22 protein-coding genes are annotated in these 23,906 nt (G+C 72.4%); 9 read left to right on the top strand and 13 right to left on the bottom strand.

Annotated elements, in window-relative coordinates; genetic code table 11:
• Positions 1-76: 76 nt before the first annotated feature.
• Complete coding sequence (locus tag ACFO60_RS07205) at positions 77-952, top strand: toll/interleukin-1 receptor domain-containing protein (protein WP_380838431.1); 876 nt, start codon at positions 77-79, stop codon at positions 950-952.
• 31 nt (positions 953-983) lie between these two features.
• On the opposite strand, the gene ACFO60_RS07200 is transcribed toward ACFO60_RS07205, so the two are convergent.
• On the bottom strand, positions 984-2,120 hold the full coding sequence (locus ACFO60_RS07200) for an aminotransferase class V-fold PLP-dependent enzyme (RefSeq protein ID WP_380838430.1): 1,137 nt from the start codon (positions 2,118-2,120) through the stop codon (positions 984-986).
• A gap of 171 nt (positions 2,121-2,291) precedes the next feature.
• On the opposite strand from ACFO60_RS07200, the gene ACFO60_RS07195 reads away from it, so the two are divergent.
• Complete coding sequence (locus tag ACFO60_RS07195) at positions 2,292-2,951, top strand: HEAT repeat domain-containing protein (protein ID WP_380838429.1); 660 nt, start codon at positions 2,292-2,294, stop codon at positions 2,949-2,951.
• An 84-nt stretch (positions 2,952-3,035) separates the two neighbouring features.
• On the opposite strand, the gene ACFO60_RS07190 is transcribed toward ACFO60_RS07195, so the two are convergent.
• Entirely contained in the window at positions 3,036-3,614 is a 579-nt protein-coding gene (locus ACFO60_RS07190; RefSeq protein ID WP_380838428.1) for a hypothetical protein, read from the bottom strand.
• A 355-nt stretch (positions 3,615-3,969) separates the two neighbouring features.
• Between ACFO60_RS07190 and ACFO60_RS07185 the strand changes: the two genes are divergently transcribed.
• The 3 genes from ACFO60_RS07185 (at position 3,970) to ACFO60_RS07175 (ending at position 8,881) form a co-directional block, all read left to right on the top strand.
• The gene (locus tag ACFO60_RS07185; RefSeq protein ID WP_380838426.1) at positions 3,970-6,141 is read left to right on the top strand and encodes a TRAP transporter permease; all 2,172 of its coding nucleotides are present in this window, start codon (positions 3,970-3,972) and stop codon (positions 6,139-6,141) included.
• Positions 6,141-7,112, top strand: coding sequence for a TAXI family TRAP transporter solute-binding subunit (locus tag ACFO60_RS07180; protein WP_380838424.1), 972 nt, complete (start codon positions 6,141-6,143; stop codon positions 7,110-7,112). Before ACFO60_RS07185 ends, ACFO60_RS07180 begins: the two co-directional genes overlap by 1 nt.
• A 383-nt stretch (positions 7,113-7,495) precedes the next feature.
• Positions 7,496-8,881 carry a hypothetical protein gene (locus ACFO60_RS07175; protein ID WP_380838423.1) on the top strand — a complete coding sequence of 462 codons (1,386 nt, stop codon included), beginning with the start codon at positions 7,496-7,498 and terminating at the stop codon, positions 8,879-8,881.
• A gap of 155 nt (positions 8,882-9,036) precedes the next feature.
• On the opposite strand, the gene ACFO60_RS07170 is transcribed toward ACFO60_RS07175, so the two are convergent.
• From ACFO60_RS07170 to ACFO60_RS07160, 3 genes are read right to left on the bottom strand one after another with little or no spacing between them, the layout of a single operon-like run.
• Positions 9,037-10,284: a cytochrome P450 gene (locus ACFO60_RS07170; protein WP_380838422.1), complete on the bottom strand. Its 1,248-nt coding sequence runs from the start codon at positions 10,282-10,284 to the stop codon at positions 9,037-9,039.
• A 57-nt stretch (positions 10,285-10,341) separates the two neighbouring features.
• Complete coding sequence (locus ACFO60_RS07165) at positions 10,342-11,253, bottom strand: phosphotransferase enzyme family protein (protein ID WP_380838421.1); 912 nt, start codon at positions 11,251-11,253, stop codon at positions 10,342-10,344.
• Positions 11,250-12,617 carry a helix-turn-helix domain-containing protein gene (locus ACFO60_RS07160; protein ID WP_380838419.1) on the bottom strand — a complete coding sequence of 456 codons (1,368 nt, stop codon included), beginning with the start codon at positions 12,615-12,617 and terminating at the stop codon, positions 11,250-11,252. Before ACFO60_RS07160 ends, ACFO60_RS07165 begins: the two co-directional genes overlap by 4 nt.
• Positions 12,618-12,869: 252 nt before the next feature.
• On the opposite strand from ACFO60_RS07160, the gene ACFO60_RS07155 reads away from it, so the two are divergent.
• Complete coding sequence (locus tag ACFO60_RS07155) at positions 12,870-13,520, top strand: ATP-binding protein (protein WP_380838417.1); 651 nt, start codon at positions 12,870-12,872, stop codon at positions 13,518-13,520.
• Between the two features lie 207 nt (positions 13,521-13,727).
• A complete protein-coding gene (locus tag ACFO60_RS07150; protein WP_380838415.1) occupies positions 13,728-15,347 on the top strand; it encodes an FG-GAP repeat protein in 1,620 nt (539 codons plus the stop codon).
• Between the two features lie 101 nt (positions 15,348-15,448).
• Here ACFO60_RS07150 and ACFO60_RS07145 read toward each other — a convergent pair whose 3' ends face one another.
• The 5 genes from ACFO60_RS07145 to ACFO60_RS07125 all read right to left on the bottom strand — a co-directional run bounded on the left by ACFO60_RS07145 (position 15,449) and on the right by ACFO60_RS07125 (position 19,487).
• A complete protein-coding gene (locus ACFO60_RS07145; protein ID WP_380838414.1) occupies positions 15,449-15,733 on the bottom strand; it encodes a MarR family transcriptional regulator in 285 nt (94 codons plus the stop codon).
• Between the two features lie 67 nt (positions 15,734-15,800).
• Positions 15,801-17,369 (bottom strand): alkaline phosphatase D family protein, encoded by a 1,569-nt coding sequence (locus ACFO60_RS07140; protein WP_380838412.1) that lies wholly within the window; start codon positions 17,367-17,369, stop codon positions 15,801-15,803.
• Between the two features lie 186 nt (positions 17,370-17,555).
• Positions 17,556-17,828: a GlsB/YeaQ/YmgE family stress response membrane protein gene (locus tag ACFO60_RS07135; RefSeq protein ID WP_380838410.1), complete on the bottom strand. Its 273-nt coding sequence runs from the start codon at positions 17,826-17,828 to the stop codon at positions 17,556-17,558.
• A 179-nt stretch (positions 17,829-18,007) separates the two neighbouring features.
• On the bottom strand, positions 18,008-18,616 hold the full coding sequence (locus ACFO60_RS07130; RefSeq protein WP_380838408.1) for an HAD family hydrolase: 609 nt from the start codon (positions 18,614-18,616) through the stop codon (positions 18,008-18,010).
• A gap of 19 nt (positions 18,617-18,635) precedes the next feature.
• Complete coding sequence (locus ACFO60_RS07125) at positions 18,636-19,487, bottom strand: alpha/beta hydrolase family protein (protein WP_380838407.1); 852 nt, start codon at positions 19,485-19,487, stop codon at positions 18,636-18,638.
• 216 nt (positions 19,488-19,703) lie between these two features.
• Between ACFO60_RS07125 and arfB the strand changes: the two genes are divergently transcribed.
• Positions 19,704-20,129 carry an alternative ribosome rescue aminoacyl-tRNA hydrolase ArfB gene (arfB, locus tag ACFO60_RS07120; protein ID WP_380838405.1) on the top strand — a complete coding sequence of 142 codons (426 nt, stop codon included), beginning with the start codon at positions 19,704-19,706 and terminating at the stop codon, positions 20,127-20,129.
• A gap of 77 nt (positions 20,130-20,206) precedes the next feature.
• On the opposite strand, the gene ACFO60_RS07115 is transcribed toward arfB, so the two are convergent.
• From ACFO60_RS07115 to ACFO60_RS07105, 3 genes are all read right to left on the bottom strand, one after another.
• Positions 20,207-20,845 carry a hypothetical protein gene (locus tag ACFO60_RS07115; RefSeq protein ID WP_380838403.1) on the bottom strand — a complete coding sequence of 213 codons (639 nt, stop codon included), beginning with the start codon at positions 20,843-20,845 and terminating at the stop codon, positions 20,207-20,209.
• A 39-nt stretch (positions 20,846-20,884) separates the two neighbouring features.
• Positions 20,885-21,685, bottom strand: a complete 801-nt coding sequence (locus tag ACFO60_RS07110; protein ID WP_380838401.1) for an HAD-IIA family hydrolase — start codon at positions 21,683-21,685, stop codon at positions 20,885-20,887.
• 218 nt (positions 21,686-21,903) lie between these two features.
• Positions 21,904-22,809, bottom strand: coding sequence for a TIGR03619 family F420-dependent LLM class oxidoreductase (locus ACFO60_RS07105; protein ID WP_380838400.1), 906 nt, complete (start codon positions 22,807-22,809; stop codon positions 21,904-21,906).
• Between the two features lie 73 nt (positions 22,810-22,882).
• On the opposite strand from ACFO60_RS07105, the gene ACFO60_RS07100 reads away from it, so the two are divergent.
• A complete protein-coding gene (locus tag ACFO60_RS07100) occupies positions 22,883-23,881 on the top strand; it encodes a phosphotransferase family protein (protein ID WP_380838399.1) in 999 nt (332 codons plus the stop codon).
• The last annotated feature ends 25 nt before the right edge of the window (positions 23,882-23,906 follow it).

The following is a 23,906-nucleotide window of genomic DNA, read 5'->3' as shown; positions in this document are numbered from 1 at the left end:
ACGCGCGCGCGGTGCGACGTCCGGCACCCCTCCGGGTGCCCGGCCGGCTCCTGGAGGATCGCGCGCGGAGGTGCTGATGAGCGACGGCGGGGCGTCACGGGTCAAGGTGTTCATCTCCTATTCGAGCGCGGACCGGGAGTTCGCCCGGTTCCTGGACGGCTCGCTGGCCGCCGCCGGGGTCGCCACCTTCCTGGCCGAGCGCGACCTGAAGGTGGGCGACTCGATCCCGGAGCGGATCTTCGGGGAGATCGCCGCCGCCACCAGCCTGATCTACATCGTCTCCCACGCCTCGATGCGGTCGCCCTGGGTGCGCGAGGAGCTGGGAGTCGCCAAGATCCGCTCGATGGAGGGGAAGGGGTTCGGCATCCTGCCGCTCCTGCTCGACGACGTGGCGCTCCCGCCGAGCGTCAGCCACATCAAGTACGCCGACTTCCGGGACTGGCGGGACGCCACGTCCTACCGCAAGACGATGCTGGAGCTGCTGCGGTCGCTGGGCGGCGCTCCGGTGCTGATCGGGCAGCGGCAGATCCTCTGGTACCTGGACAACCTCGACGCGCTCAAGTTCGTGAAGCACGCACTGTCGGTGCTGCACACTCGCACCGACACCGCCGCCGGATACTTCCAGTGGTTCAACAGCTGGCACTGGTCGGTCAAGTACGCCGCCTACGACGACGACCCGCCGTTCTTGTCGGCCATGGACCGGCTGGAAGAGCTGCTGGCCCCGGTCGCGGACGGCGACCAGCGGCTGCGGGCGCTGAAGGAGTGCATCGAACCGGCCAAGAAGGCGGTGGCGCGGGGCGCCAGGGATCCCGGCGACCGGGCCGAGTCGAGCAGGCGGATACGCGAGGTCGTGGAGATCTGCGCCCGGATGCTCGCCATCCTGAACGATCTGGAGGGCGACTTCGAGGCCTCCGTGCACGCCGCGATCGCCGCCCGCATGGACCACCCGTGAGCCCACGCAGCCGCCCTCCCCGCGCCGGCCCTCAGCCGAACAGGTCGCGCAGGGCGGCGGCGAGGCGTTCGTAGTCCTGCTCGCGGTTGTAGAGCTGGGCCGACAGGCGCAGCAGGCCGGCGCCCGGCCAGAACTTCACGCCCGCGCGGCAGCCGTACCTGCGCATGATCTCCGCGGCCAGGGCCTCGGCGCGCGGCTGGGTCTCGGCCACCCCGTCCGGCAGCCGCAGGACGCACATCGACAGTTCGGGGTCCGCCCGCCAGGGCCGGAGGCCGGCGACGTCGGCGACGATCCGGCTGCCGCGCGCGACCAGCTCGGCGTTGCGCGCCCGGACGGCGTGCGGCCCGAGGTCCTCGAAGATCCGCAGCCCCTCCGGCGCGGCCAGCCAGGCCGTGTAGTCGCGGGTGCCCTGGAACTCCACGCTCCTGGGGAAGCCGGCCTCCTGGTAGAAGGACGGGATCAGCGGCTCGACCCGCTCGCGCCAGGCGGAGGAGACGGCCAGCACACCCGCCGGACGGGGCGCGAACGCCCATTTGTGCAGATTGCCGGTCCAGAAGTCGGCGCCGAGCTCGCTCACGTCCACGTCGAGCATGCCGGGCGCGTGCGCGGCGTCCACGATCGTGGTCACGCCGAGAGCGCGGAACCCCTCCACCAGGCGGGCCACCGGCAGCAGGCGGGCGGTGGCGGAGGTGATGTGGTCGAAGACGGCCGCCTTGGTGCGCGGCGTGACCGCGGCGAGGTAGGCCCGGGCGGCCTCCTCGCCCGGCCATTCGCCGTCCCCGCGCCCAGGGAGCGTCACCACGACCACCTCGGCCCCGGCGCGCTCCGCCGTGCGCCGCACGGCGATCTCGACGGCGCCGTAGGTGTGGTCGCAGATCATGATCTCGTCGCCGGGCCGGAGCGTCAGGCTGTTCAGCGCGACGGCGACACCCTCGGTGACGTTGGAGACGAACGCGACGCCCTCCGGCTCGGCGCCGAGGAAGGCGGCCACCTCGTTGCGCGCCTTGGCGAGGCGGTCCATGACCGTGGCGAAGTACAGGTCGGGGGCGCGCTCGACCTCCCGGCGCAGTTCGTCCTGCCTTCGCCCCACGCGGCGCGGCACCGCGCCGAAGGATCCGTGGTTCAGGTGCGCGACGGCCGGGTCCAGGCTGAAGTCGTCGATGTTCACAAGGGAACCCTAATCCGACGTTCCAGGTCCGAACCTCGCAGGCCGCCCCTCGCAGGCCACCAAGACGTGGCCCCGAGGAGTGCTCACGGGTTGCGCGCGGGACGTGAGAGGGAGGGCCCGCCCAGCGGGGCCGGCATAAGGGGCCACGGCTGACCCTCGCCCCTCCGGCCGGTGCTGCGACTGCGCGGAGACGCCGAGACGTTCCAGGGAGCCGCGGAGTTGTGCGCTGGCACGCGGCCGTCCGAGCGGCTGCTGGGCGCTGACGTCCTCGCACAACTGGGCGTCGCGGGTGACAGACCGTTCCTGGAGCGGAGCCTGCCGATATTGCGGCGGATGGCCGAGCGGGAAAGCGATCCCATCCTGCTCTGCGGAGTGGTCTTCGCGCTCGGCCATCTCGCGGACGAGCGCGCCTTCCCCGAGGTCGTCCGCCTGGCCGGCCACGACAGCGAGGACGTCCGCCATGCTGTCGCGTGTGCTTTGGGCTCCGTGCTGCCGGAGGGCCACACCGAAGGGCGATCGGCGCTCATCAGGCTCACCCAGGACACCGACGATGAGACCCGAGACTGGGCGACCGCCGGTCTGGCAGGGCTCGAAGACGACAACGCGGTCATTCGCGAGGCGCTGTACGCACGTCTCGGCGACCCCTGCCTGACGATCGCCATGGAGGGCGCGCGCGGTCTGGCGCTGCGCGGTGACCGCCGGGGGCTGGACGGAGTCCGCCGCTATCTCGCCGAACCCCATGACGACGAAGACCGGTACACGCGCGGCCTCGTCCTGGAGACGGCGGAAGAACTCGGCGACACGCGGCTCCTCCAGCGACTCAACGCATGATCGTGCGGCTGATGACCGTTCTCGTGCCTGGCGCTCTTCACAGAGACCCCGCGACTGAGGTACTTCCATCATGGTCGTGCTTGGTCACGATGAGGTGGTTCTCCGGGGCGGGGGCGTGACCGGGTCTCGGTGGGCGAGGATGAGCACGAGTGCGAGCAGAGGGAGGGCGGCGGACCAGCCTTGATGGACGGGCTCCCAGCGCGGGTCTCCCGGCGGCGGCCAGGGCCACAGGTCGCCTTCGAGGAAGAAGGTGCCGGCGAGCAGGGACAGCTGCGTGAGCGCCCCGGCCGTCCCGGCCTGCCGTCCCCGCACCATGCGGACGGCCACCGCCGCTCCGGCGAGGGCGACCAGCACGCACACCGCCGCCTCGACGCCCGCGCCGCCCCGGGGGATCCCGGTTCCGGGGGGCAGCCGCGCCGTCAGCAGGGCGGCCGTGCTGCCGGCCATGGCGTCCACCAGCGCGAACGCCGCGCCGACGCCGCCGTGGCGCAGCAGCGCGAGCGCCCCCAGCAGGACGACCAACGCGGCCAGATAGAGCAGGTGGGTTCCGGAGGGACGTGGTCCCCATTCCAGTTCGTGACCGGCGATCACCGGCCAGAACCACCCGCCGTACTCGCCCCGGGAATCGGCGAACGTGCCGAACCCCCACAGCACGACCACCACCGGAGCGACCGCGAGCGAGGGCGTCCAGCGGCCGAGCGCCGCCCCCGCCGCCGCCGCGGCGGCCGTGACGGCGACCCCCGCCAGCGCCTCGTACGGATCGAACCGCCCGGCGACGGGCCCGACGTCTTCGGCGGAGCGGGACGAGTCAGGAGAACCAACACATCTCCTCTATCGCCGGAACGTCCCCGTCCGGTTCACCGGCCCGCGAGGATCCCGCGTCCGGGTGACGGGGTCGCGGCGTCCGGGCGGGGGTTCGCGGCCTCGGCTTTGAGAATGACCTTTGAATGCGACCGTTCAACATCTAGGGTTGACAAAGAGCACGGAGTTCAAGTCAGAGCGTCCCGGGGTTCAGGGGGTGGCAGTGCCGACCACCGCGCACGGCACGGCGTCGCCCGCCTCCGGGGACGACGGGCAGGACGTCTCCCCGGCCGACACCGGCAGGCCGGCCGCCGAGTTCGACGCCGAGCGCCCCGCGCGCGATCTGACCGGGGTCCCGGCCCGCGTCGTCGGCGCGGTGGCGCTGTGCGTGTCGCTCTACGCGCTCTACGTCGTCTTCGACCCGATGCCGGTGCTGCCGTACCGGATGAGCTTCCTGGCGGTGGTCCTGGCGCTGACGTTCCTGGTGTACCGGCCGGGCCTGCGCCTGCCGGGAAGGCCTCGCCGGCCGCGGCGGGCACGGGAGGCCGGGGCCACGCGGGAGACCCGGAACGCGGAGGAGATCGGAGACCCGCGGGAGATCGCGGACGGGCGGCGGGCCGGTGGCGCGCGTGGGGTTCGGGAGGTTCGGGAGGAGGCGGCGGGGCCGGATCGTCCCGGAGTCGCCGACTGGGTTCTCGCCGGGGTCTCGGTCGTCGTGTGCGCGTACCCGCTGCTCGACTTCGACGCGTTCATCCGCAGGACCTTCGATCCGTCCGCCCTCGACCTGGTCATGGCCGCCGGCTGCACGCTGCTCGTCCTTGAGGCCACCCGGCGCACCGTCGGGGCGATCCTGCCCGCGATCTGCCTGGCCTTCGCCGCCTACGCCTACTACGGGGGCTACCTTCCGGTCGACTGGGTCGCCGGGCACCGCGGCTACAACATCGACCGCATCCTGGTCCAGCTGTACATGGGCACCGAAGGGCTGTTCGGCGTCCCGCTGGACGTGGCGGCGACCTACATCGTCCTGTTCACGATCTACGGCGCCGTGCTGGAGCACTCCGGAGCGGGCCGGTTCTTCCTGGACATCTCGTTCGCGGCCTTCCGCCGCTCGGCCGCCGCGCCCGGGCGCACGGTGACGCTGGCCGGGTTCCTGCTGGGCACGGTCTCGGGGTCGGGCACCGCGACCACGGTGTCGCTGGGCGCCGTGGCCTGGCCGATCCTGAGGCGGGCCGGGTACGCGCCCGCGCAGGGAGGGGGCGTGCTGGCCGCCGCCGGCATCGGCGCCATCCTGTCGCCTCCGACGCTGGGCGCGGCGGCCTTCATCATCGCCGAGTACCTCAAGGTGTCGTACCTGCAGGTGTTGATCTACGCGATCGTCCCCACCCTGCTGTACTACCTCGGGATCATCCTCGCCATCGAGATCGACGCCCGCCGGTTCGGCGCCCGCCCCGTCGAGGAGGCCGGGCCGCCCGCCTGGCGCCTGCTGGCCCGCTTCGGCTACCACTTCTCCTCGCTGGTCGTCATCGTGGTGTGCATGGCGTGGGGCGTCTCGCCGTTCCGTGCCGTCGTCTACGCCACCCTTCTCGCCTTCGCCCTGTCGTTCCTCGACCCGGCGCACCGGCTCGGGCCGCGCCGCGCGGCCAAGGCGCTGTCGGCGGGGACGCTGGGAGTCCTGCCCGTCGCCGCGACCACGGCGGCCGCCGGCGTCATCGTCGCGGTGGTGACGCTCACCGGCCTCGGGCTGAAGAGCTCGCGCATCATCGTGGACCTGTCCGGCGGCGGGCTGGTCCTGACGGCCGTGGTGTCGGCGCTGGCGGTGCTGCTGCTCGGCCTCGCCGTGCCGGTGACCGCGTCGTTCATCATCGCCGCCGTCGTCATCGGGCCCGCCCTGCAGATGCTCGGCGTGCCCCCCGCGGCGGCGTACATGTTCATCTTCTACTACGCGGTCCTGTCGGAGGTCACTCCGCCGACGGCGCTGGCCGCGGTGGCGGCGTCGGCCGTCACCGGCGGCAACGCGTTCGCGACGATGATGACGACCTGGAAGTACACCCTTCCCGCCTTCCTGGTCCCGATGGCCGTCGTCCTGTCACCGGCTGGGCGGGCGCTGCTGTGGCAGGCCCCGCCGCCGCAGGTCCTCGCGGCGCTCGCGGTGTCGGCGGTCGCCGTGGCGGCCCTCGCGGCCGCGACGGGCGGGTGGATGCTGCGCCGCGCGGGATGGCCCGAGCGCCTGCTCTGCGGCGCCGCCGCGCTGGTCCTGCTCCGCCTCGAACCCCGCAGCGTCGCCATCGGCCTGGCCGTGCTCGGCGTCGCGTTCCTGACCCACGTCGTCCTGCGGCGGCCCGGACGTGACCGCCCGGCCGGACCCACCCCGACCCAGGAGGCAAGCTGATGCGATCCGTTACCCGTCTCGCCGTGGCGATCGGCCTGGCGCTCATGCTGGCGGCCTGCGGCGGCGAGCGGGAGGCCCCCGCCGGGCAAGGGCTCTACAAGGGCGGCCGGCTCTCCATCGCCACCGGCAACACGACCGGCGTGTACTACCAGCTGGGCGGCGGGTACGCCGACCTCGTCGGCAGGAACCTGCCCGGCTACCAGGTCACGGCCGAGGCGACCGGCGCGTCCATCGAGAACATCCAGCGGGTCGTGCGCGGGGAGTCCGACATCGCCTTCACCCTCGCCGACGCCGCGGGCGACGCCGCGTCCGGGAAGGGCGCCTTCGCCCGGCCGCAGCCCATCAGGGCGCTCGCCCGCATCTACACCAACTACACCCATGTCATCGCGCGCGCCGGCTCGGGCATCCGCTCGGTGGCCGACATGAAGGGCAAGCGCGTCTCGACCGGGTCCCCCAACTCCGGCACGGAGTACATCGCGCTGCGCCTGCTGCGGGCCGCGGGCCTCGATCCGGACACCGGCGTCCGCAAGCAGGCGCTGTCGCTGCCCGAGACCGTCCAGGGCATGAAGGACGGCACGCTCGACGCGCTCTTCTGGTCCGGCGGCCTGCCGACCGGCGGCGTCACCGACCTCACGACGACCCTGAAGGACGACGTGGTCTTCGTGCCGCTCGGCGACCTGCTGCCGAAGCTGCGCGCGGAGTACGGCGAGGTCTACCAGGCGAGCACGCTGAAGAAGGACGTCTACGGCACCGGCGCCGACGTCGCGACCATCGCGGTCCCGAACCTCCTGGTCGTCTCCGAGAAGATGCCGGCCGACCTCGCCGGGAGCCTGGTCCGCGTCCTGTTCGACCATCAGGACGAGCTCGCCAAGGTGCATCCCGAGGCCGGGAACATGAGCAAGGCCGACGCCCCGAAGACCGGCCCGGTACCGCTCCACGACGGCGCCAGGAAGTATCTCGCCGGGAGCTGACCCGGTCGCGCGGCTCGTGCGCCTTGGCGCGGCCGCCCTCCCGGGGAGGCCCATCATGCCGCGGATGGCATCGGCGGGCGGCCGGGCGGCGACCTGCGGGAACCGAAGCCACGCGCGTTCTCCTCGTGCCGATAAAGCTCGCGAAACGGTACGAAGTGGCTGGGTTAACCGGTTAACGGGATAACAGGGCGCACTAATCAATGAATGGTCGGTTCTAGCGCACAAACAGGATGATCATCCATAGACAGGCCGACAAGTTGCCGTACTTCCGCGTCAATTCACCACGATTCCGGATTTTTTATGAAATTCCCCACATCGCATTCTTTTGGGCCCCTACGAAGGGTTAGGCTCCCTCCGAAATGACACCCACAGGAGGAGCACCTTTGTCGTTACGGTTGAAGCGCCTTGTGTCGGCCATCGCCGCGGGGGGTCTCGTCGTCCTGATGACGGCGAGTCCGGCAGGCGCGTTCGATGCCCCCTACGATCCCGAGCCCACGGGTCCCTACGCGCAGCCGGTGGACGCGAGCGTCCCCCAGCGGGGCTGCGCCGCCACGCTGGCCGACCCCAAGAACGCCAGTGGGAGCATCCCGGCGGTCCAGGTCATCTACGCCTGGCACGACGGCATCGGGAACAGGTACGAGCAGCAGGTCGAGAAGATCGCCAAGATCGTCGACCGGATGGACTGGTCTCTCGACGAGTCCACGAACTACGACCAGCACATCAACCTGAGCTGCAGGACCGGATACAGCACGAGCACCTACGCCGGCTACGCGCACGCCCTGGTCGTGCCGGAGAAGATCGAGTCCGGCGTCATCGGCGGCGAGACCCCGATCCAGACCATCACCCACGATCTGGCGGACGCCGGCTACGACGTCGACAACCGCAAGTACGTGGTGTTCGAGGACTTCAACGGCACGGCGACCGCCTGGTGCGAACCCGCCTGCGCGGCGACCGCCGACGCCTGGGCCAGCGGCACCATGCTGCACGAGCTGACCCACCTGGCCGCGGACGGCTTCTACGTCGACCACCCCAAGGTCACCGAGGGCTCGGAGATCCTGAGCTACCCCGACGTCATGTCCAACCCCTACTACGACTGGGTGCTGGACCACGACTTCAACAACTACTACGACCCCAGTGAGACCACGGCCACCTTCTACCAGGGCAACTATCCCGACACCCGCAAGGCCAACGTGGCCGCCTGGCCGTACTTCACGACGGCGACCTGTTGCGACGTCGGCTACAGCAACGACCTGCTGACCGCGCAGGAGCGCACCATCGAGGCGCAGGCGCCCTACTCGACGCCCTCGGGCTTCAGCGTCTCGGGCGGGGGCTGGTTCCAGGTCACCCCGCCGGGCTCCGACGGCCAGGTCTCCGCGCGGTACTACGACGGGCGGCGGTCGCTGACCATGAACGTCCAGTCGTACGCCGAGGGGTCGGTGTCGGTGACCCGCAAGCCGGCGATCACCGCCGGGCAGCGCTACAAGTTCTTCGCCAAGATGACCACCGGCACGTCCGGCAACGTGCGACTGCGGCTGTCCTGGTACAACTCCTCCAACGCGCTGATCTCGGCCGACAACGGCCCGATCTCGGCGCTGTCGACCGGCTGGCAGGAGTACTCGTACTCGGCCGTCGCGCCGAGCGGAGCGGCCACCGTTCAAGTGTCGGTGGTCAGTCCCTCCGGCCAGAACTTCGCCTACGTGCTGGACAGTCTCCAGCTCAACCACTGCAACAACGGCAAGACGACCGACGGCTGCCGCCTCGCCAACTGATCCTCGCTTCGACGGCTCCACGCGCGCCCGGCCGCATCCCGCGGCCGGGCGCGCCCCGCGTGCGGGCAGGCGGTGACGGCCGATCGCGACGGAGACCCGACGTCAGCCGGAAGGCGGCCGGATCTCGCCGGAAGGCCTCACCCGCGTCGCCGGTGTCAGAAGGCGAACCCCTGGGAGCGGACGCTGTTGTCGAAGTTGGACAGCAACAACTCGGGCTCCCCCACGGCGCGGATGCCGGGCAGCCGGGTGAACAGCTCGCGATACATGATCTTGATTTCCTGGCGGGCGAGGTTGGCGCCGAGGCAGAAGTGCGGGCCCGGGCCGCCGAAGCCGACGTGCGGGTTCGGCTTGCGGGTGATGTCGTACCGGCCGGGGTCCTGGAAGACCTCCTCGTCACGGTTGGCGGAGCCGTAGAACAGCACCACCTTGTCGCCCGGGGCGAACCGCACCCCGCGCATCTCGTACTCCTCGGTGACCGTGCGCCTGAACTGCATGATGGGCGAGACATGGCGGACGGTCTCTTCGATGGCGCCGCCGATGTGGCCGTCGAAGTCGCCGACGAGCCGCTCTCGCTCGCCAGGGTTGTCGGTGAGCAGCTTGACGCCGTGGGCCATGGTGTTGCGCGCGGTCTCGTTGCCGGCGACGAGCAGGAGCGTGAAGAACGAGCCGAGCTCCTTCGGGCTCAGCCGCTCGCCGTCGACGTTGGCGTTGACCAGCGCCGACACCAGGTCGTCCGACGGTTCGCGCTCGCGCTCACGCCCGAGGTTGATCACCATGCGCTGCAGGGCGAACAGCGCCGCCATGTTGCGCCCGGCCATGGCGACCGTGCGGGGCAGGCTCATGCGGACGCCGGTGTAGGCCGTGGAGACGTCCACGTGCTCGTGAACCTTCGCCCGGATGCCGTCGGGGATGCCCATCATCTCGCAGATGACGTGGATGGGCAGCCGGGCGGCGACCTGCGAGACGAAGTCGCGCGGGCCCTCCTTGACGACGTCGTCGACGATGCGCTCGGCGACCTTGGCGATGCCGTCGTTCAGGCCGCTCAGCATCTTCGGCGAGAACGCGCGCGACACGATGCGGCGCAGGCGGGCGTGGCGCGGGTCGTCGAGGTTGACCATCGAGTCGCCGAAGACGTGCTTGACCCAGCCGGGCGGCTCGGGGTTGGTCACGGCCGGCTCGCTGGAGAACACCTTGGCGTTGCGGCTGGCCTCCACCACCTCGGCATGCCGCACCAGGGCGTGGAACCCCTTCCCCGAGCGCAGCAGGGGCACCCGGCGCTCGGGGAAGAACACCGGGTGCGGCAGGCTCCGCAGCCGCGCGAAGTCGCGCTCGCGCTCGTGCGGCGGCCGGCGCCAGAACGCGAGGTCCGCCAGGTCGATGCCCGTGTCCACCGCCGTTGTCACGGTCCTATCCTGGCACGCCCGCGGCGGCGCCGCCGCCGCGCCGGGATCGTCCCCGCGTCAGCGATAGGGCTGCCACCTCGTGGTCAGGTCGCGGGCGCGGAAGGTGCGCATGCGGTGCTCCCACTGGGCGCGGATCGAAGGGTTGCTGCGCAGGATGGGCAGAACGCTGGTGACCAGTTTGAGCTCGCGCAGGCGGCGCAGCACCGGGAAGCCCTCCCACTCGGTGACGTCGACGCCGTAGTGCTCGGCCAGCATGGCGTGGTCGTCGGTGGCGTAGTCCAGCCGCAGCCGGCCGACCGCCACCGGGGCCAGGTCCCACTCGCGCGGGCCGACGCCGGTGCCGTCGAAGTCGCACAGCACCGGACCGCGCGGGCCCGCGATGACGTTGCCGAGGAAGGCGTCCCCGTGGATGACGCCGGGTGGCAGCGCGAACCGCAGGCCCGCGAGCCGTTCCTCCACCTCGTCGCACTCGCGCAGCAGGAAGGCGTGGTCGGCGGCGCCCAGTTCCTCTGGCTCGTCCAGCCGCTGGCGGACCTCGCGCATCGGCCGCCACGGCGGCAGCTCGTCCGGAGCGCCGGGCAGGCGGTGCAGGCGCCTGAGCAGGACGGCGAGGTCGGCGCCGTCCGGCCGGCGGCCGGTGCAGGGGACCTCCTTCCACAGCGTGATCATCTGACCGTGCAGCAGGAAGGGCTGCTCGAACCCCGGCAGCAGGCGCACCGCGGGGAAGTCGTGGCCCTGCAGCCAGCGGGCGACCCGCACGACCAGCGAGGCCCGGTCGCGCGCGGCGGTGGACCCGGCGATGCGCACCACGACCGGGGCCGTGCGCAGCCGGAAGACGGCGTTGTTGGTGAACTTGATCAGCTCGGCGCCCGTGGGGTCCAGGCCCGTCTCGGCGCACAGGGCGCCCAGCAGGAAGTGGAGGTTGTCCCGGGTGAGCCCGCCGGACGGGCCGATGGTGGTGACGCTCATACGGCCCGCAGCTCCGCGATGCGCCGGCGCAGCTCGCGGGCGTCCGCGCTGTTCGGCCGCCCCGCCGCCGCGGCCTCCAGCGGCGCGAGGCGGTCGATCGTCCGCACGGACCTGATCTGGGTGACCAGGGTGACGGCCTCATGACCGTCGGCCACGCCGTCGTCGACCTCGCCGAGCAGCAGCCGGACGGTGGCCAGGCCGATCAGCTCGAACACCTTGCTGCGCGCCATGTCGGCCTCGCGCCTTCGCACGCTGCCGGCCAGCAGCTCGGCCGCCAGAGGCAGGTGCCGGCGGTCGAGCTCGGCCAGGCCCGCGTGGGTCATGCCGCTGGCCGCCTGCAGGTCGACCTCGGTGAAGAACCGCACCCAGCCGGGCACCGCCTCGCGGTGGGCCCGGTCGAACTCGTCGCTCGCCCGGCTGATGGACTTCATGGCGAGCTTCTCGTCGCCCAGCAGCGCGTACGCCCACGCCTCGTTGGCGCAGAGCATGGCGACGGTCAGCTCGCAGCTGGCGTCCTGGGCGCAGATCTGGCCGAGCTGGAAGAACCGTAATGCGTCCTCGACCCGCCCGAGATGCAGATGGACCCGCCCCAGGCGGTACAAAATGTTCGCCGCCAGCGACGGGTCTCCGGCGTACTTGGCCTGCTCGAGCGCACGGGACAGGTGGCGCCTGGCCGGGCCGTGCAGCCCGACGTCGAAGGAGGTCCACCCGGCGAGGTTGTGCTGGTCGGCGAGCGCGCGGTGCAGGCGGCGCCCGACCCGCTCTGAGCAGGTGGCCCGCAGCAGATGCTGCGACCAGCTGAGCTGTGCGAGGACCGCGTCCCGGCAGACGCCCCCGCCGTAGCGGTAGTCGAGCGTGCGCAGCGACTCGGTGACGGTCTCCACCTGCTCCACCTCGGCGTCCCCGATCTTCGCTGGCACGGGGGTGTCGGCGCGGGCCAGCGGCCGGCGCCAGTCGTCGGCGACGACGGCGACGGCGCCGATGGTGACCTGCGCGGCGTGGGCCAGCAGCCTGCGGACCTGCTCGTCCTCGTCCAGGTCGTCCTCGTGGCAGGCGAGCGCCGGGTCGGCGCCCCCCTGCGTGGTCTCGTCGTAGGCCAGGCCCATGTAGCCGCGCGGGACGCCGAGCCCGTCGGCGATGCGGACCAGCACGTCGTAGGCCATGACCTGGCGTCCGTTGAGGATCTCGGAGATCTCCGACTGCGACTGCCCGGTCAGCGCGGCGATGCGCCGCTGGGAGATTCCGACGCGCTGGAGCAGCAGATAGACGGTCGCGATGTCGCGCGCCGCCAGAGCCTGGCGCATCTGGGGTCTCTCCCAGACGGCGAAGCTGATCGCCTGCTCCCTCGCATGAGTGACGTTCATGCAGACCTTCCACGGTGAACTGCGCTGGGATTCTCAGGTAACCAGGTGACGGCGGGTCACGAGGGGATAACGGCCGGACCGATCGCCCGGGCTGATCGGCTCGGACGATCGCGGCAGAGCGGGGATGCGTATCGGTGAGGCGGCTCACCACCGCTCCCGCGCCTCCCTCACCATGGAGGCCAGTTCCGGGAGGGATCACCGCGCGCTCCCTCCGCCGGCTCAACGGTCGACATGCCAAGGAGTGATCAGCTCATGCGCGCCGAGCAGCCCGTGCCGCAGGAGGTCCACCACCGCACCGGAGTCCTGTCGCGGGAGCGGCGGCCGGGCGAGCGCCCACGCGCTCCCCTTCCGGTCGAAGACGCCTTCCGGGTCCTGGTCACGACGCTGCGGCCGGGTTCCGCCTCGCGCGGCGCCCGCGCGGCGGTACGGGAGGCCCTGGCCACCGCGGGAGCGGGCGACGACGACATCGGCGACGCCGAGATCATCGTGGCGGAGCTCGCCGCCAACTCCGAGACGCACGCGCGCGGGCCGTACGAGCTGCGCGTCCACTGCCTGAGCGGCATCCCGATGTGGTGCGAGATGGTGGACGGCGGGCGTGACCTCGGCCTGGTCTCGGCGATACTGGCCCGCCTGCAGGAGACCGATCCGGACGCCGGGCAGGCCCCCGCGCAGGACGAGGAGCCCTCCGGCCTGGAGGCCTGCGACCTGGCGCCGTTCGCCGAGAGCGGCCGGGGGCTGCTGCTGGCCCACCGGCTGTCCCGCGGGCACTGCTACGCCTACCCGACGACGGTGTCCGCCGGCGGCGGGGCGGGCAAGGCCGTGGCCTTCGCCCTCCCCGCCCCGCCGCCGGGTCCCCCTGACGGGGGCCGAGGCGGACCGGTCGCCGGCGGCGAGCGAGCGTGACGGACGGGCCTGAAGGTGGAAGCCACGGAGCCGGTCCCGGCTCCGTGGCATGACATCCCGGCGAACATCGCGACGATCGGGTGGAGACGTTCCCGGCCGCTCTGACAATGGCCGTGTGGATCAGTGGACACGCCGTTCAGACGACCGACGCGGGGACTTCACGCTGCGGTAGGGCGGATGTCCTGGCCGGCGGGGACCATCCGGAGCATGAGTGCCTCGCGCGCGTTTCGCCTGATCACCGCCGCGACCGTCGTGGTCGTCCCCCTCCTCCACCAGCCCGCCGCCCAGGCTCTGGCCGCCCCTGCCGGCCGCGCGGAGGCCGTGGCCGCCGGCGCGCCGGCCCGCGCCCTGACGCCCGGCACGTCGTCCCGCGCGATGCCGTCCCGCGCGGCGTCGTCCCGCGCGGCGTCGTCCCGCGCGGCGTCGTCCCGCGCGGCGTCGTCCCGCGCAGTGCCGTCCCGCGCCGTCTCGTCCCGCGCGCTCGGCGCGGCGTGCGGCGCCGGCGCCGACCTGGCCGTGGCGGCGCCGTACGACACCGTGGACGGGCAGGGCCGGGCGGGCACGGTCACGCTGTTCCGCGGCGCGAAGAAGACCGCCGTCCTCTCCCAGGGCGCGCACGGCATCCCCGGCGGCCCGGAACGCGGCGACTCGTTCGGATCGGCGATGGTCTCCGGCGACTTCGACGGCGACGGGTGCCCCGACCTGGCGATCGGCGTCTCGGAGGAGTTCGCCGGCACCCCGGTGCCCGACGGCGCCGACGGCAACGGCGTGGTCCACGTGCTGTACGGCACGTCCGGCGGCCCGCGGCCGGCCGTGACGCTGGACGTGACCCGCCTCGGCCGCCCGCGCGACACCGACAGGTTCGGCGCCGCGCTGGCCGCGGGCGACCTGGACGGCGACGGGGACGACGAGCTGGTCGTCGGCATCCCGGGCCTGTCCGAGGGCGGCGGCGTGGGCGTCTTCGGCCTCAAGGGACGCGGCCCGAAGGCCAAGGGCGCCCTCGTCACCCAGGCCACGTCATGGGTCGCGCAGGAGCACATCGAAGGCGACCAGTTCGGCGCCGCCGTCGCGGTGGGCGACTTCGACGGCGACGGCAGGGCCGAGCTGGCCGTCGGAGCGCCGGGCGACACGGTCGGCCCTGCCACCTCGGGCGGCGGATCGGTCACCGTCGTGGACCTGCGCGCCCGGCAGGCCGGCCTGTACACCCAGAACAGCCCCGGAGTGCCGGGCGAGGCCGAGAAGTGGGACTACTTCGGCGGGGCGCTCGCGGCCGGCGACTTCGACCGCGACGGCCGCGACGACCTCGCCGTCGGCGTCCCCGGGGAGGGCCTCGACGTCTTCCAGGACGGGCCGATGTACGGCAACGGAGGCGTGCACGTGCTGCACGGCACCCGGCGGGGGCTGACCGCGATCGGCGGCGAGTTCTGGTCGCGCAAGACCAAGGGCATCCGCGGCGAGAGCCTGAACACCGACCGGCTCGGCTCGGCGCTCGCCGCCGGGGACCTGAACGGCGACGGCGACGCCGAGCTGGCGATCGGCCTGCCCGGCGGCAACCGCGTCCTGGTGCTCCCCGGCACCCGCACCGGCGGGCTCACGGCGAAGCACGCGGTGATCGTCAAGGGCAGGACGGGGCGGCCCGGCGACCTCTACGGCTCGTCGGTGGCGATCACCGCTTCCGGCCTGGCCGTCGGCTCGCCGGGCGCCGGGCGCGTCACCCTCATCCCCTCGGCCGCCCGCAAGGGCTCCTACACCGGCCTGCGCACCGGCTCCGCCCGCTCCCTCACCGGGGGCCGCACGGGCCTGTTCGGCTACACCGTCGCCCCCTGACCCCCGCCGCTCCAGCCGGCGCCCCGGTCTCACAGGTCCGGGGTCCGCCAGGCCGCTCCGGCGTTCGACCCCTGGTGCCAAGCGGAAGGCGCGACCACGAGTCAGGGGTTTCTGATCTTCATCGTTTCGCTGTAGACGATCTCGCTCGCGCCGTTCGCGAAGTCGAGCAGAAGCGCGAGCCGGGCGTCGTCGTACTTCTCGATCAGCGCGGTGTACGCCTCGCTGAAGCGCTCGAAGATCTGGCGGAAGCCGGTGTAGGCGCCCTCACGGTCGAGTTCGACGATGACATGTCGCCGATCGGAGGCGTCGCGGCGGCGGCGGGCGAACCCGGCCTTCTCCAGCCGGTCGATGACCGCGGTGACGGCCCCTCCCTTGGAAAGACCCATTGGAAAGACCCATCCGCGCGGCTGACGCCGAGCCGTTCGGCGACCTGTGCTTCGTCCCCCGCGGCGCTCAGGTGAGGGCGCGCTCGCCGGCGGGGATGGTGAAGGTGGCGGCCGTCCTGGCCGGCGCGCCCTTGCGGCTGATGTAGTCCAGCGTGCGGAAGTCCGCCTTGAGCTCCTGCGGCGTGGCCTGGCACATGATGTAGCCGCGGCGCTCGTTGACGAACTTCAGGTGCGGGTTCTCCTCCAGCAGCGCGGCGTCCCTGGCGGCGTCGCGGTAGCCGTCGCCGTCGCTGGAGATGGAGGTGGCCACCAGCTCCACGCCCACCCGCTCGGCGTCCGGGTCGTCGAAGTCGGCCAGCAGGTCGGAGGCCGAGGCGACGTGGGCGTCGCCGGTGAGCACGACCGGGTTGCCGGTCGCCGCGCCGGCCAGGGTGCGCAGCAGCCGGTCGCGTTCGGCCGGGTAGCCGTCCCAGGCGTCCACGTTGAGCTCCCGGCCGGGGCCGAGGTGGTAGTCGCGCTGGCCGACGATGACCTGCTGGGCGACGAGGTTCCACGCGGCCGGAGCCGACCGCAGCCCGCCGGCCAGCCACTTCATCTGCTCGTCCCCGAGCATGACCCGTTCCTGCCCGAGGCGCTCGTCGCAGCCGGAGCGCATGCCGTCGTCGCAGGGCTGGTCGTCGCGGAACTGGCGGCTGTCGAGCAGGTGGAAGGTCGCCAGGGACCCCCACGACACCCTGCGATTGATCTTGAGGTGCGGGCCGCGGACCACCGCCGACCGGCGCAGCGGCATGTTCTCGTAGTACGCCTGGAAGCCGGCCGCCTTGCGGGTGGCGAAGTCGGGGACGAGCGTGCCCGGGTTGTCGCCGGCCCAGTTGTTCTCCACCTCGTGGTCGTCGAAGATGACCAGCCACGGGCTGTTGCGGTGGGCGAGCCGCAGGTCGGGGTCGGTCTTGTACTGGGCGTGCCGCAGCCGGTAGTCGGCCAGCGTCTGCAGCTTGCCGCCGGCGTGCTCGCGCACGTTGCCCTGCGCCGCGGTGTAGACGCCGCCGGAGTACTCGTAGATGTAGTCGCCGAGGTGGACGACCAGGTCCGGGTGCTGCTCGGCCATCCGCCGGTAGGCGGTGTAGTAGCCGTGCTCGTACTGCGCGCAGGAGACCGCCGCGAAGGTGAAGGACGACTCCGCGGTGCCGGGGGCCGGGGTGGTGAGGGTGCGCCCCACCTCCGACAGGTGCCCGCCCGCGCGGAAGCGGTAGAAGTACTCCCGCCCCGGCCGCAGCCCTTGCAGCTCCACGTGCACCGAGTGGGCCGAGCCGGGACGGGCGAGGGCCGACCCTGTGCGCACCACCTCGCGGAAACGCTCGTCGGTGGCCACCTGCCAGCCGACCTCGACGTCGCGGGCCGGCATGCCGCCGTGGCCGTCGGGGGTGAGGGGGTCGGGCGCGAGACGGGTCCACAGCACGAATCCGTCGGCCGCGGGGTCGCCGGAGGCGATGCCCAGCGTGAACGGGTCCCGGGCGGTACGGCCGGCGCGCGCGGTCGCGGTACTTTCCGCACCGGCGGACGCCGGCGACAGCAGTCCGCCGGCTCCTGCGGCGGCGGCGATCAGGAACGCTCTGCGTGACGGGGTATGCTCCACGGTTGTAAGTGCAGACGGCCCGGCTGACCTGCGGGCGAGTGTCCGGTGTCGGCCGCGTGAACACCTCCGGGCCAGGCGGGTGGGTTACCCACCGTGATTGAACGCCGGTCGACGCCGAGGCGACCGGTACCGGCATTCCAGGCGAAGTCTCCGCGTCCGGCGGCGGGCCGGGGGGAGCCCGGCGGATCAGGTCACTCTGCGCCTGCCGTACAGGGCGCTGGCGAGCAGGACGCCGATGATGGCGAGGATGATCTGCAAGATCAGCTCTATCCAGTCGATGCCTCTGGTGGTGGCGACCCCGAGGGCGCCGGCGATGGCGGTGCCGATGAGGGCCGCGACGATGCCGATGACGATGGTCAGCCAGATCGGGATGTTCTGCCGCCCGGGGATGAGGAGCCGCGCGAGCGCGCCTATCACCAAGCCGACGACGATCGCGCTGATTATGCCGCTGACATGCATCTTCACACTCCCTTATTCGGATGTCATCCGTATTCCCTTTTACGGATCGTCCGATACTTCGAGGGCAGGTCGGAGCGTGAAATGGCGGCAGATGGCACGCGGCGGCGTGCCACGGCTCAGGGTGCCTCGCCCGGGCGAGGCACCCTGTCAGGACATTCCGGTCAGGCGAAGCGGGCGGGTCAGGGCGCCTCGCCCGGCGTGGCGAGCGCCAGCTTCAGATCGGCGCGCAGCGTCTCGGCGTCGTGGAAGTGGACGGCGGTCATGCCCGCCGACTCGGCCCCGTTGACGTTCACCAGCCGGTCGTCCACGAAGACCACGTCCTGCGGGCGGACGTCGAGCGCCGCCGCGACCCTGAGGTAGATCTCGGCGTCCGGCTTCACCACGCCCATGTGGCCGCTGTAGAAGCGGGCCTCCATGGTGGCGATGAACGGCAGCCGTTCGATGCCCTCGGCCACGCACGCCGGGGCGTTCGACAGCAGCGCCACGGGCCTGCCGGCCTCGTGGAACTCGGTCAGGACCGCCACGGCGTCGTCGTTGACATGGGTCCAGCTCTGGACGTCCAGCTCCACCAGCCGCTCGACCTCGGCGTCGCGGGCGCGGCGGTCCAGCACCTCCGACCAGTACGCGCCCGGCGTCAGGGTGCCCCTGTCGAACTCAAGCCTGTGCTCCCAGTAGCCCCGCCAGAAGCGGTCGGCGTCGATGCCCGCGACCCGCACCATCTGCTCGCGGTCGGCCGCCGGCTGCGCGTGGCACAGCACTTCTCCGTAGTCGAACAGCACCCATTGCATGATCGCGATCCTACCCAAATCAGGACGCGAGGAAGGGGCGCACGTGCTCGTTGACGGCGCCGCAGGCAAGGTAGTTCCGCACCGTGTGGAAGTCGGCCCAGTTGATGTTGACGGTCTCGTCGCGGCTGACGCCGTCGAAGAACTTCTTCAGCTGCCCCGGGATGGCGGCGATGTCGTCCTTGTCGGCGATGTTGACCCACCGGCCGACGCCGGGCGGGCACACGCCGCGCCCGGCCGCGGGCAACGGCTGCAGCCGTTCGAAGACGACGTTGCGCATCGCGAGCGGGCTGCCGAGGGTGACGAACAGCTCGACCGACAGGTCGGGGTAGGCGCACATCGCCTCGTAGGCGACCACACTGCCCAGCGAGTGGGCGATGAGCACCCTGGGCCGGTTGCGGCGGATCGTGTCGGCCACGGCGTCGCGCGACCGAACCCGGGCCGCCGCGTCCGCGCCGGCGAGGTAGGCCGCGACCTCGGGGCAGAAGTCCTCGGCGAAGTCCTTGGCCTTCGGCCCGAGCCTCATGAGCAGCCACTCGGCGAACCGGTGGATCAGCCCGGTGAGCGTCTCGCCCGCTCTGGCCCCCACCCCGCCCATCTGCTCCATCCATCCGGCGAGCACGAGCTGGGAGGCGGGGTCCATCTTGCGCAGGTCGCGCTTGGTCGCGGGGGGCTTCTCCTCGCGCAGCAGGTGGGCGTAGTAGGCGACCTCGCTGACGTAGGCCTGCCCCGCGTACGGCGCGCCGCCCGACAGGCCATGGTGCAGGTAGCGGTTCCACTTGGCCCGCATGGTGTCGGCGGCCCCTCGCGCCGAGCCGGCGTCCACGAAGTAGCGGTATTTGCCGATGCCGTGAACCCCCACGATGCTCGCCACCGCACGGCTCCCCACGTCGTGACGCATTCGGCCCGGCGATGCGACGCCGGCCCCTGGAAAAGGGCCGGATCGGGCCGGCCCGGAGTACAGGGACACTGTGCTCCAGCCCCGCGATCTTCGCAAGGGACTCCCGCCACGTGACAAGACACTGACCTGGCGGAAAGGGGCGGACAAATCAGTTGATCCGCGGCGGGGGTGGGCGGCTACGCTGGAGCAATGCCCGGTCCTCTTGTCGTCCGCGGCTCGGTCGTCATCCCGGAGGCCGAGCTCTCGTGGCGTTTCTCGCGTTCGTCCGGGCCGGGCGGCCAGGGAGTCAACACCACCGACAGCCGGGTCGAGCTGAGCTTCGACCTCGGCGCCACCGAGGCCCTGCCGTCGCCGCTCAAGGCGCGCGCGCTCGAGCGGCTGGCCTCCCGCCTGGTCGACGGCGTCGTCACCGTCATCGCCTCGGAGTACCGCTCGCAGCTGCGCAACCGCGAGGCCGCCATGGTGCGCCTGGCCCGCCTGCTCGAGCAGGCCGTCGCTCCCCCGCCGGCCAAGCGCCGGGCCACCAAGCCCTCCCGCGGCGCCGTCCAGCGGCGGCTCACGGCCAAGAAGCACCGCTCCGACATCAAACGCCTGCGCCGCACCGACGACCGCTGACCGGCCGGCCCGCTTCACGCCCACCCGCCCGCGCCGTCCGCGACGCGCCGTCCTGTCGTGGACGGCGCGCGGAGGCGTCAGGTGCGGCGATCCTCCATCTCCCAGATGTGGTCGATCACGTGCCAGGCGATGCGCCGCGCGGCGTAGCGGGCGGGCCAGCCGCGCGCGACCAGGGCAGAGCCGTCCGACGGCTTCGACAGCACCTCGGCGATGTCGTCGCGCATCGCCTCCAGCGCCGCGAGGTCTTCCATGGGGAACGGCTTGTGCCGCACGCCGATCTTGCGGGCGTAGGACCGTTCGGCCTCCACCACGTGCGCGACCATCTTGTCGCGGTCGCGCCCGCCGCCGCGGGGGCCTTTGCGCAGTTCTTCGGGCGTGACGGCGGCGACCTCGGCGAACACCTCCCAAGCGGCCCGCAGCAGCGCGGTGTCGCGCTCGGCCGTCTCTGCGTCGACCGGCCGCGCGTCGATCTCGGGGATGGCCTCGGGGGCGCCGAAGTCGGTCGTCGAGCCGCCGGGCGTCCGCTCGACGACGGTGAAGGCGCCCGGGTCGAACGGCAGTCCGGCCCGCTCGGCGATCGTCCGGTAACGCGGGGCGTACTCGGCCAGCGCCGCCAGGGCGTTCTCCTCGCCCTTGGCGACGCGGCACCACCCCGGCCAGTCGAATGCGCAGGCGAAGACCTTCTTGGGGCCGATCTCCAGATAAACGTCGGTCATGCCGTCATCCTCCCCGGCGATCCTGACAGGACGTGACAGTCATTCCACCACGTACGGGGAATCCACCAGGGCGACGAGGTCGGCCACCGAGTTCACCACGAGCGAGGGCCGGAACGGGTAGCGGTCGATCTGGTCCTTGGCGGTCACTCCGGTGAGCACGAGGATGGTGTGCAGCCCGGCCTCCATGCCGGACACGATGTCGGTGTCCATGCGATCGCCGATCATGGCGGTGCTCTCGCTGTGCCCGTCGATGGCGTTGAGAGCGCTGCGCATCATCATGGGGTTCGGCTTGCCCACGAAGTACGGCTCGACGCCGGTCGCCTTGGTGATCATCGCGGCCACCGCCCCGCACGCCGGCAGCGAGCCCTCGTTGGAGGGGCCCACGGCGTCGGGGTTGGTGGCGATGAAACGGCTGCCCGCCTCGACCAGCCGGATGGCCCTGGTGATCGCCGTGAAGCTGTAGGTGCGGGTCTCGCCCAGCACCACGTAGTCGGGGGAGGTGTCGGTCAGGATGTACCCGACCTCGTGCAGGGCCGTGGTCAGGCCCGCCTCGCCGATCACGTACGCCGACCCGCCGGGCCGCTGGTCGTCCAGGAACCGGGCCGTCGCCAGCGCCGAGGTCCAGATCGACTCGGGCGGCACCTCCAGCCCGACCCCGCGCAGCCGCACCGACAGGTCGCGCGGAGTGTAGATCGAGTTGTTGGTCAGCACGAGGAACCGCTTGCCCGAGTCGCGCAGCTTGCGGATGAACTCGTCGGCCCCGGGCACGGGGCTGCCTTCGTGGACGAGGACGCCGTCCATGTCCGACAGCCAGCATTCGATCGGCTTGCGCTCGTTCACCGTTCCCCCGCGTTCGGGCGTCTCATGTGCGTACTCCTCCAGGATGACAGGTGCGGAGTGGATGTTCCGCGCCCGCGAGCTTCGTCCCCCCGGGCGGCGTACCTTCGCCCGCCCGTGGATGATCATGTCCGCCGGCCGGATCGGCGACGTGGCGTCCGCGCCGGCCCGGTGCCGGCGCAGACGGGGGCGCAGACGTGCGCGTCCCCCCGCGAGTCGGTTCAGGCGCCGGGGGCCAGGGCTGAAAGGGCCTCCTCTGCGCGGCGCATCGAGGTCACGGGGTCGGCGTCCGGCGAGCCGATCTCGGGGTCGAAGTTGAGGTCGTGGAAGACCTCGGTGACGCCGGCGGCGGCCAGCGCCTCGACGTCGGCCCTGATCTCCTGCGGCGACCCGGTCAGCGGCGCGCGGCCGGGCTGCCCGGCCTCGCGCAGTTTGGTGACGCCCCGGCAGATGAACCGCAGCGCCTCGGGGTCACGCCCGGCGGCCCGGGCGGCGTCCTTTACGATGTAGATCTGGTCGCTGATCGCCGAAAGGTCCGTCCGGCTGGAGCTGATCCAGCCGTCCGCCAGCTCGCCCGCCCTGCGCAGCGCCACCTCGGCCGTGCCCCCCAGCAGCACCGGAGGCGGCGGAACCGGCCGCGGGTCCATGTGGGAGGGCGCGACCTCGTAGAACTCCCCCTTGTGGGACACGATGTCGTCGTTCCAGAAGCGCCGCAGCACCTGCAGGAACTCCACGGCGCGGCGTCCGCGGCCGGCGAGCGGCGCCCCCGAGGCGACGAACTCCTCGGGCAGCCAGCCCAGCCCGAGCCCGGCGTCCAGCCGCCCGCCCGACACCTCCTGCAGCGTGGCGAGCTGCTTGGCCAGCAGGGCGGGAGAGAAGAACGGCATGTTCAGCACCGCCACCCCGAGCCGGACGCGCTCGGTCACCCCCGCGAGATAGGCCAGGGTGACGACGGGATCGAGCACGCTGCGGTACGTCGGCCCCATCGTGTGGCCGACCGGGTAGAGCAGGCGCTGGAAGGTCCACAGCGAGTCGTAGCCGAGGTCCTCCGCGCGGCGCGCCACGCGCAGCATGTTGGCGGGCGTCGCCCATGAGCCTGAGACGGGTACTCCGAAGCCGATCCTCATGACCTCACCTTACGGGCGCGCCCGTACATTGGTCCGGTGACCGTACACGGCGGGGATGGGGCGACGGGGACCGATGACCGTGCGGCGTGAGGACGAGGCGGCGGACGCCGTCCGGGACGGCTCCGCCGTCACGCCCCCCGGCCTCGCCGGGCGGCTGGCGCGCTTCGCCCGCGCGCGCGGCGGAGGGGCCGGGGCGACGGTGCTGAAGGACACGAGGGTCATGGTCGTGCGGGCCGGCGACGTGGTCGTCAAGGCGCATCCGCCGGAGACCGACGAGGCGGCTCTGACCGCGCGCCTGCGGGCCGCCGCGGCGCTTCCCGGAGTGCTGCTGCCGCCGCTCGCCGACCGGCCCGAGTTCGTTTCCGGGCGCCTGGTCACGGTGTGGCCCGCGGGGGAGCCGGTGGACCCGGCCGACCCGGTGGGCGCCCCGTGGGACGTCGCGGCCGCGCTGCTCGCCCCGCTGCACGCCGCGCCGCCCGCCCCCGCCCTCCCCCCGGCCGGGGCCGCCCGGCTCGCCCGCGCCGTCGCCCGGCTGGACGGCCTGGACGGTGGGCTCGCCGCCCCCGCGGCGACCATCCTGGCGGCCTTCCGCGGCCTCCCCGGCTCCGCGACCGCGCCGCCCGCCACCGCACCGCCCGCCGGAGGGCCTCCTGCCGGCGCGCCGCCCTTCGCCCAGCCCCGGGGGCAGGTCGCCGGACGCCTCACCCACGGCGACTTCCATCTGGGGCAGATCATCCGGTACGAGGGCGAGTGGCTGCTGATCGACGTGGACGACCTGGGCTCCGGCGACCCGGCGTGGGATCTGGCCCGTCCCGCGGCCTGGTACGCCACCGGCCTGCTCTCGCCCGACCTGTGGGAACGCTTCCTGTCGGCCTACCTCGACGCGGGCGGATCGGCCGTGCCGGCCGCCGATCCGTGGCGGGAACTCGACGTGCCGGCCCGCGCGTTGACGGTCCAGTTGGCGGCCACGGCCGTGGCCACGGCGGGCGCTGAGGGCCGTCCTCTGGACGAAGTAGAGCAAGTCCTCGTCTCCTCCTGCGGGAGGATCGCGCGCGCCGGGGCCCCGCAGTAGTGTCGCCTGTAGGCCACCCGAAGGA

It is taken from the genome of Sphaerisporangium dianthi (assembly GCF_042654065.1).
Taxonomy (GTDB): Bacteria; Actinomycetota; Actinomycetes; order Streptosporangiales; family Streptosporangiaceae; genus Sphaerisporangium; species Sphaerisporangium dianthi.
Note: the sequence above shows the minus strand (reverse complement) of the source record. Positions and strands in the feature narration are given on the sequence as shown.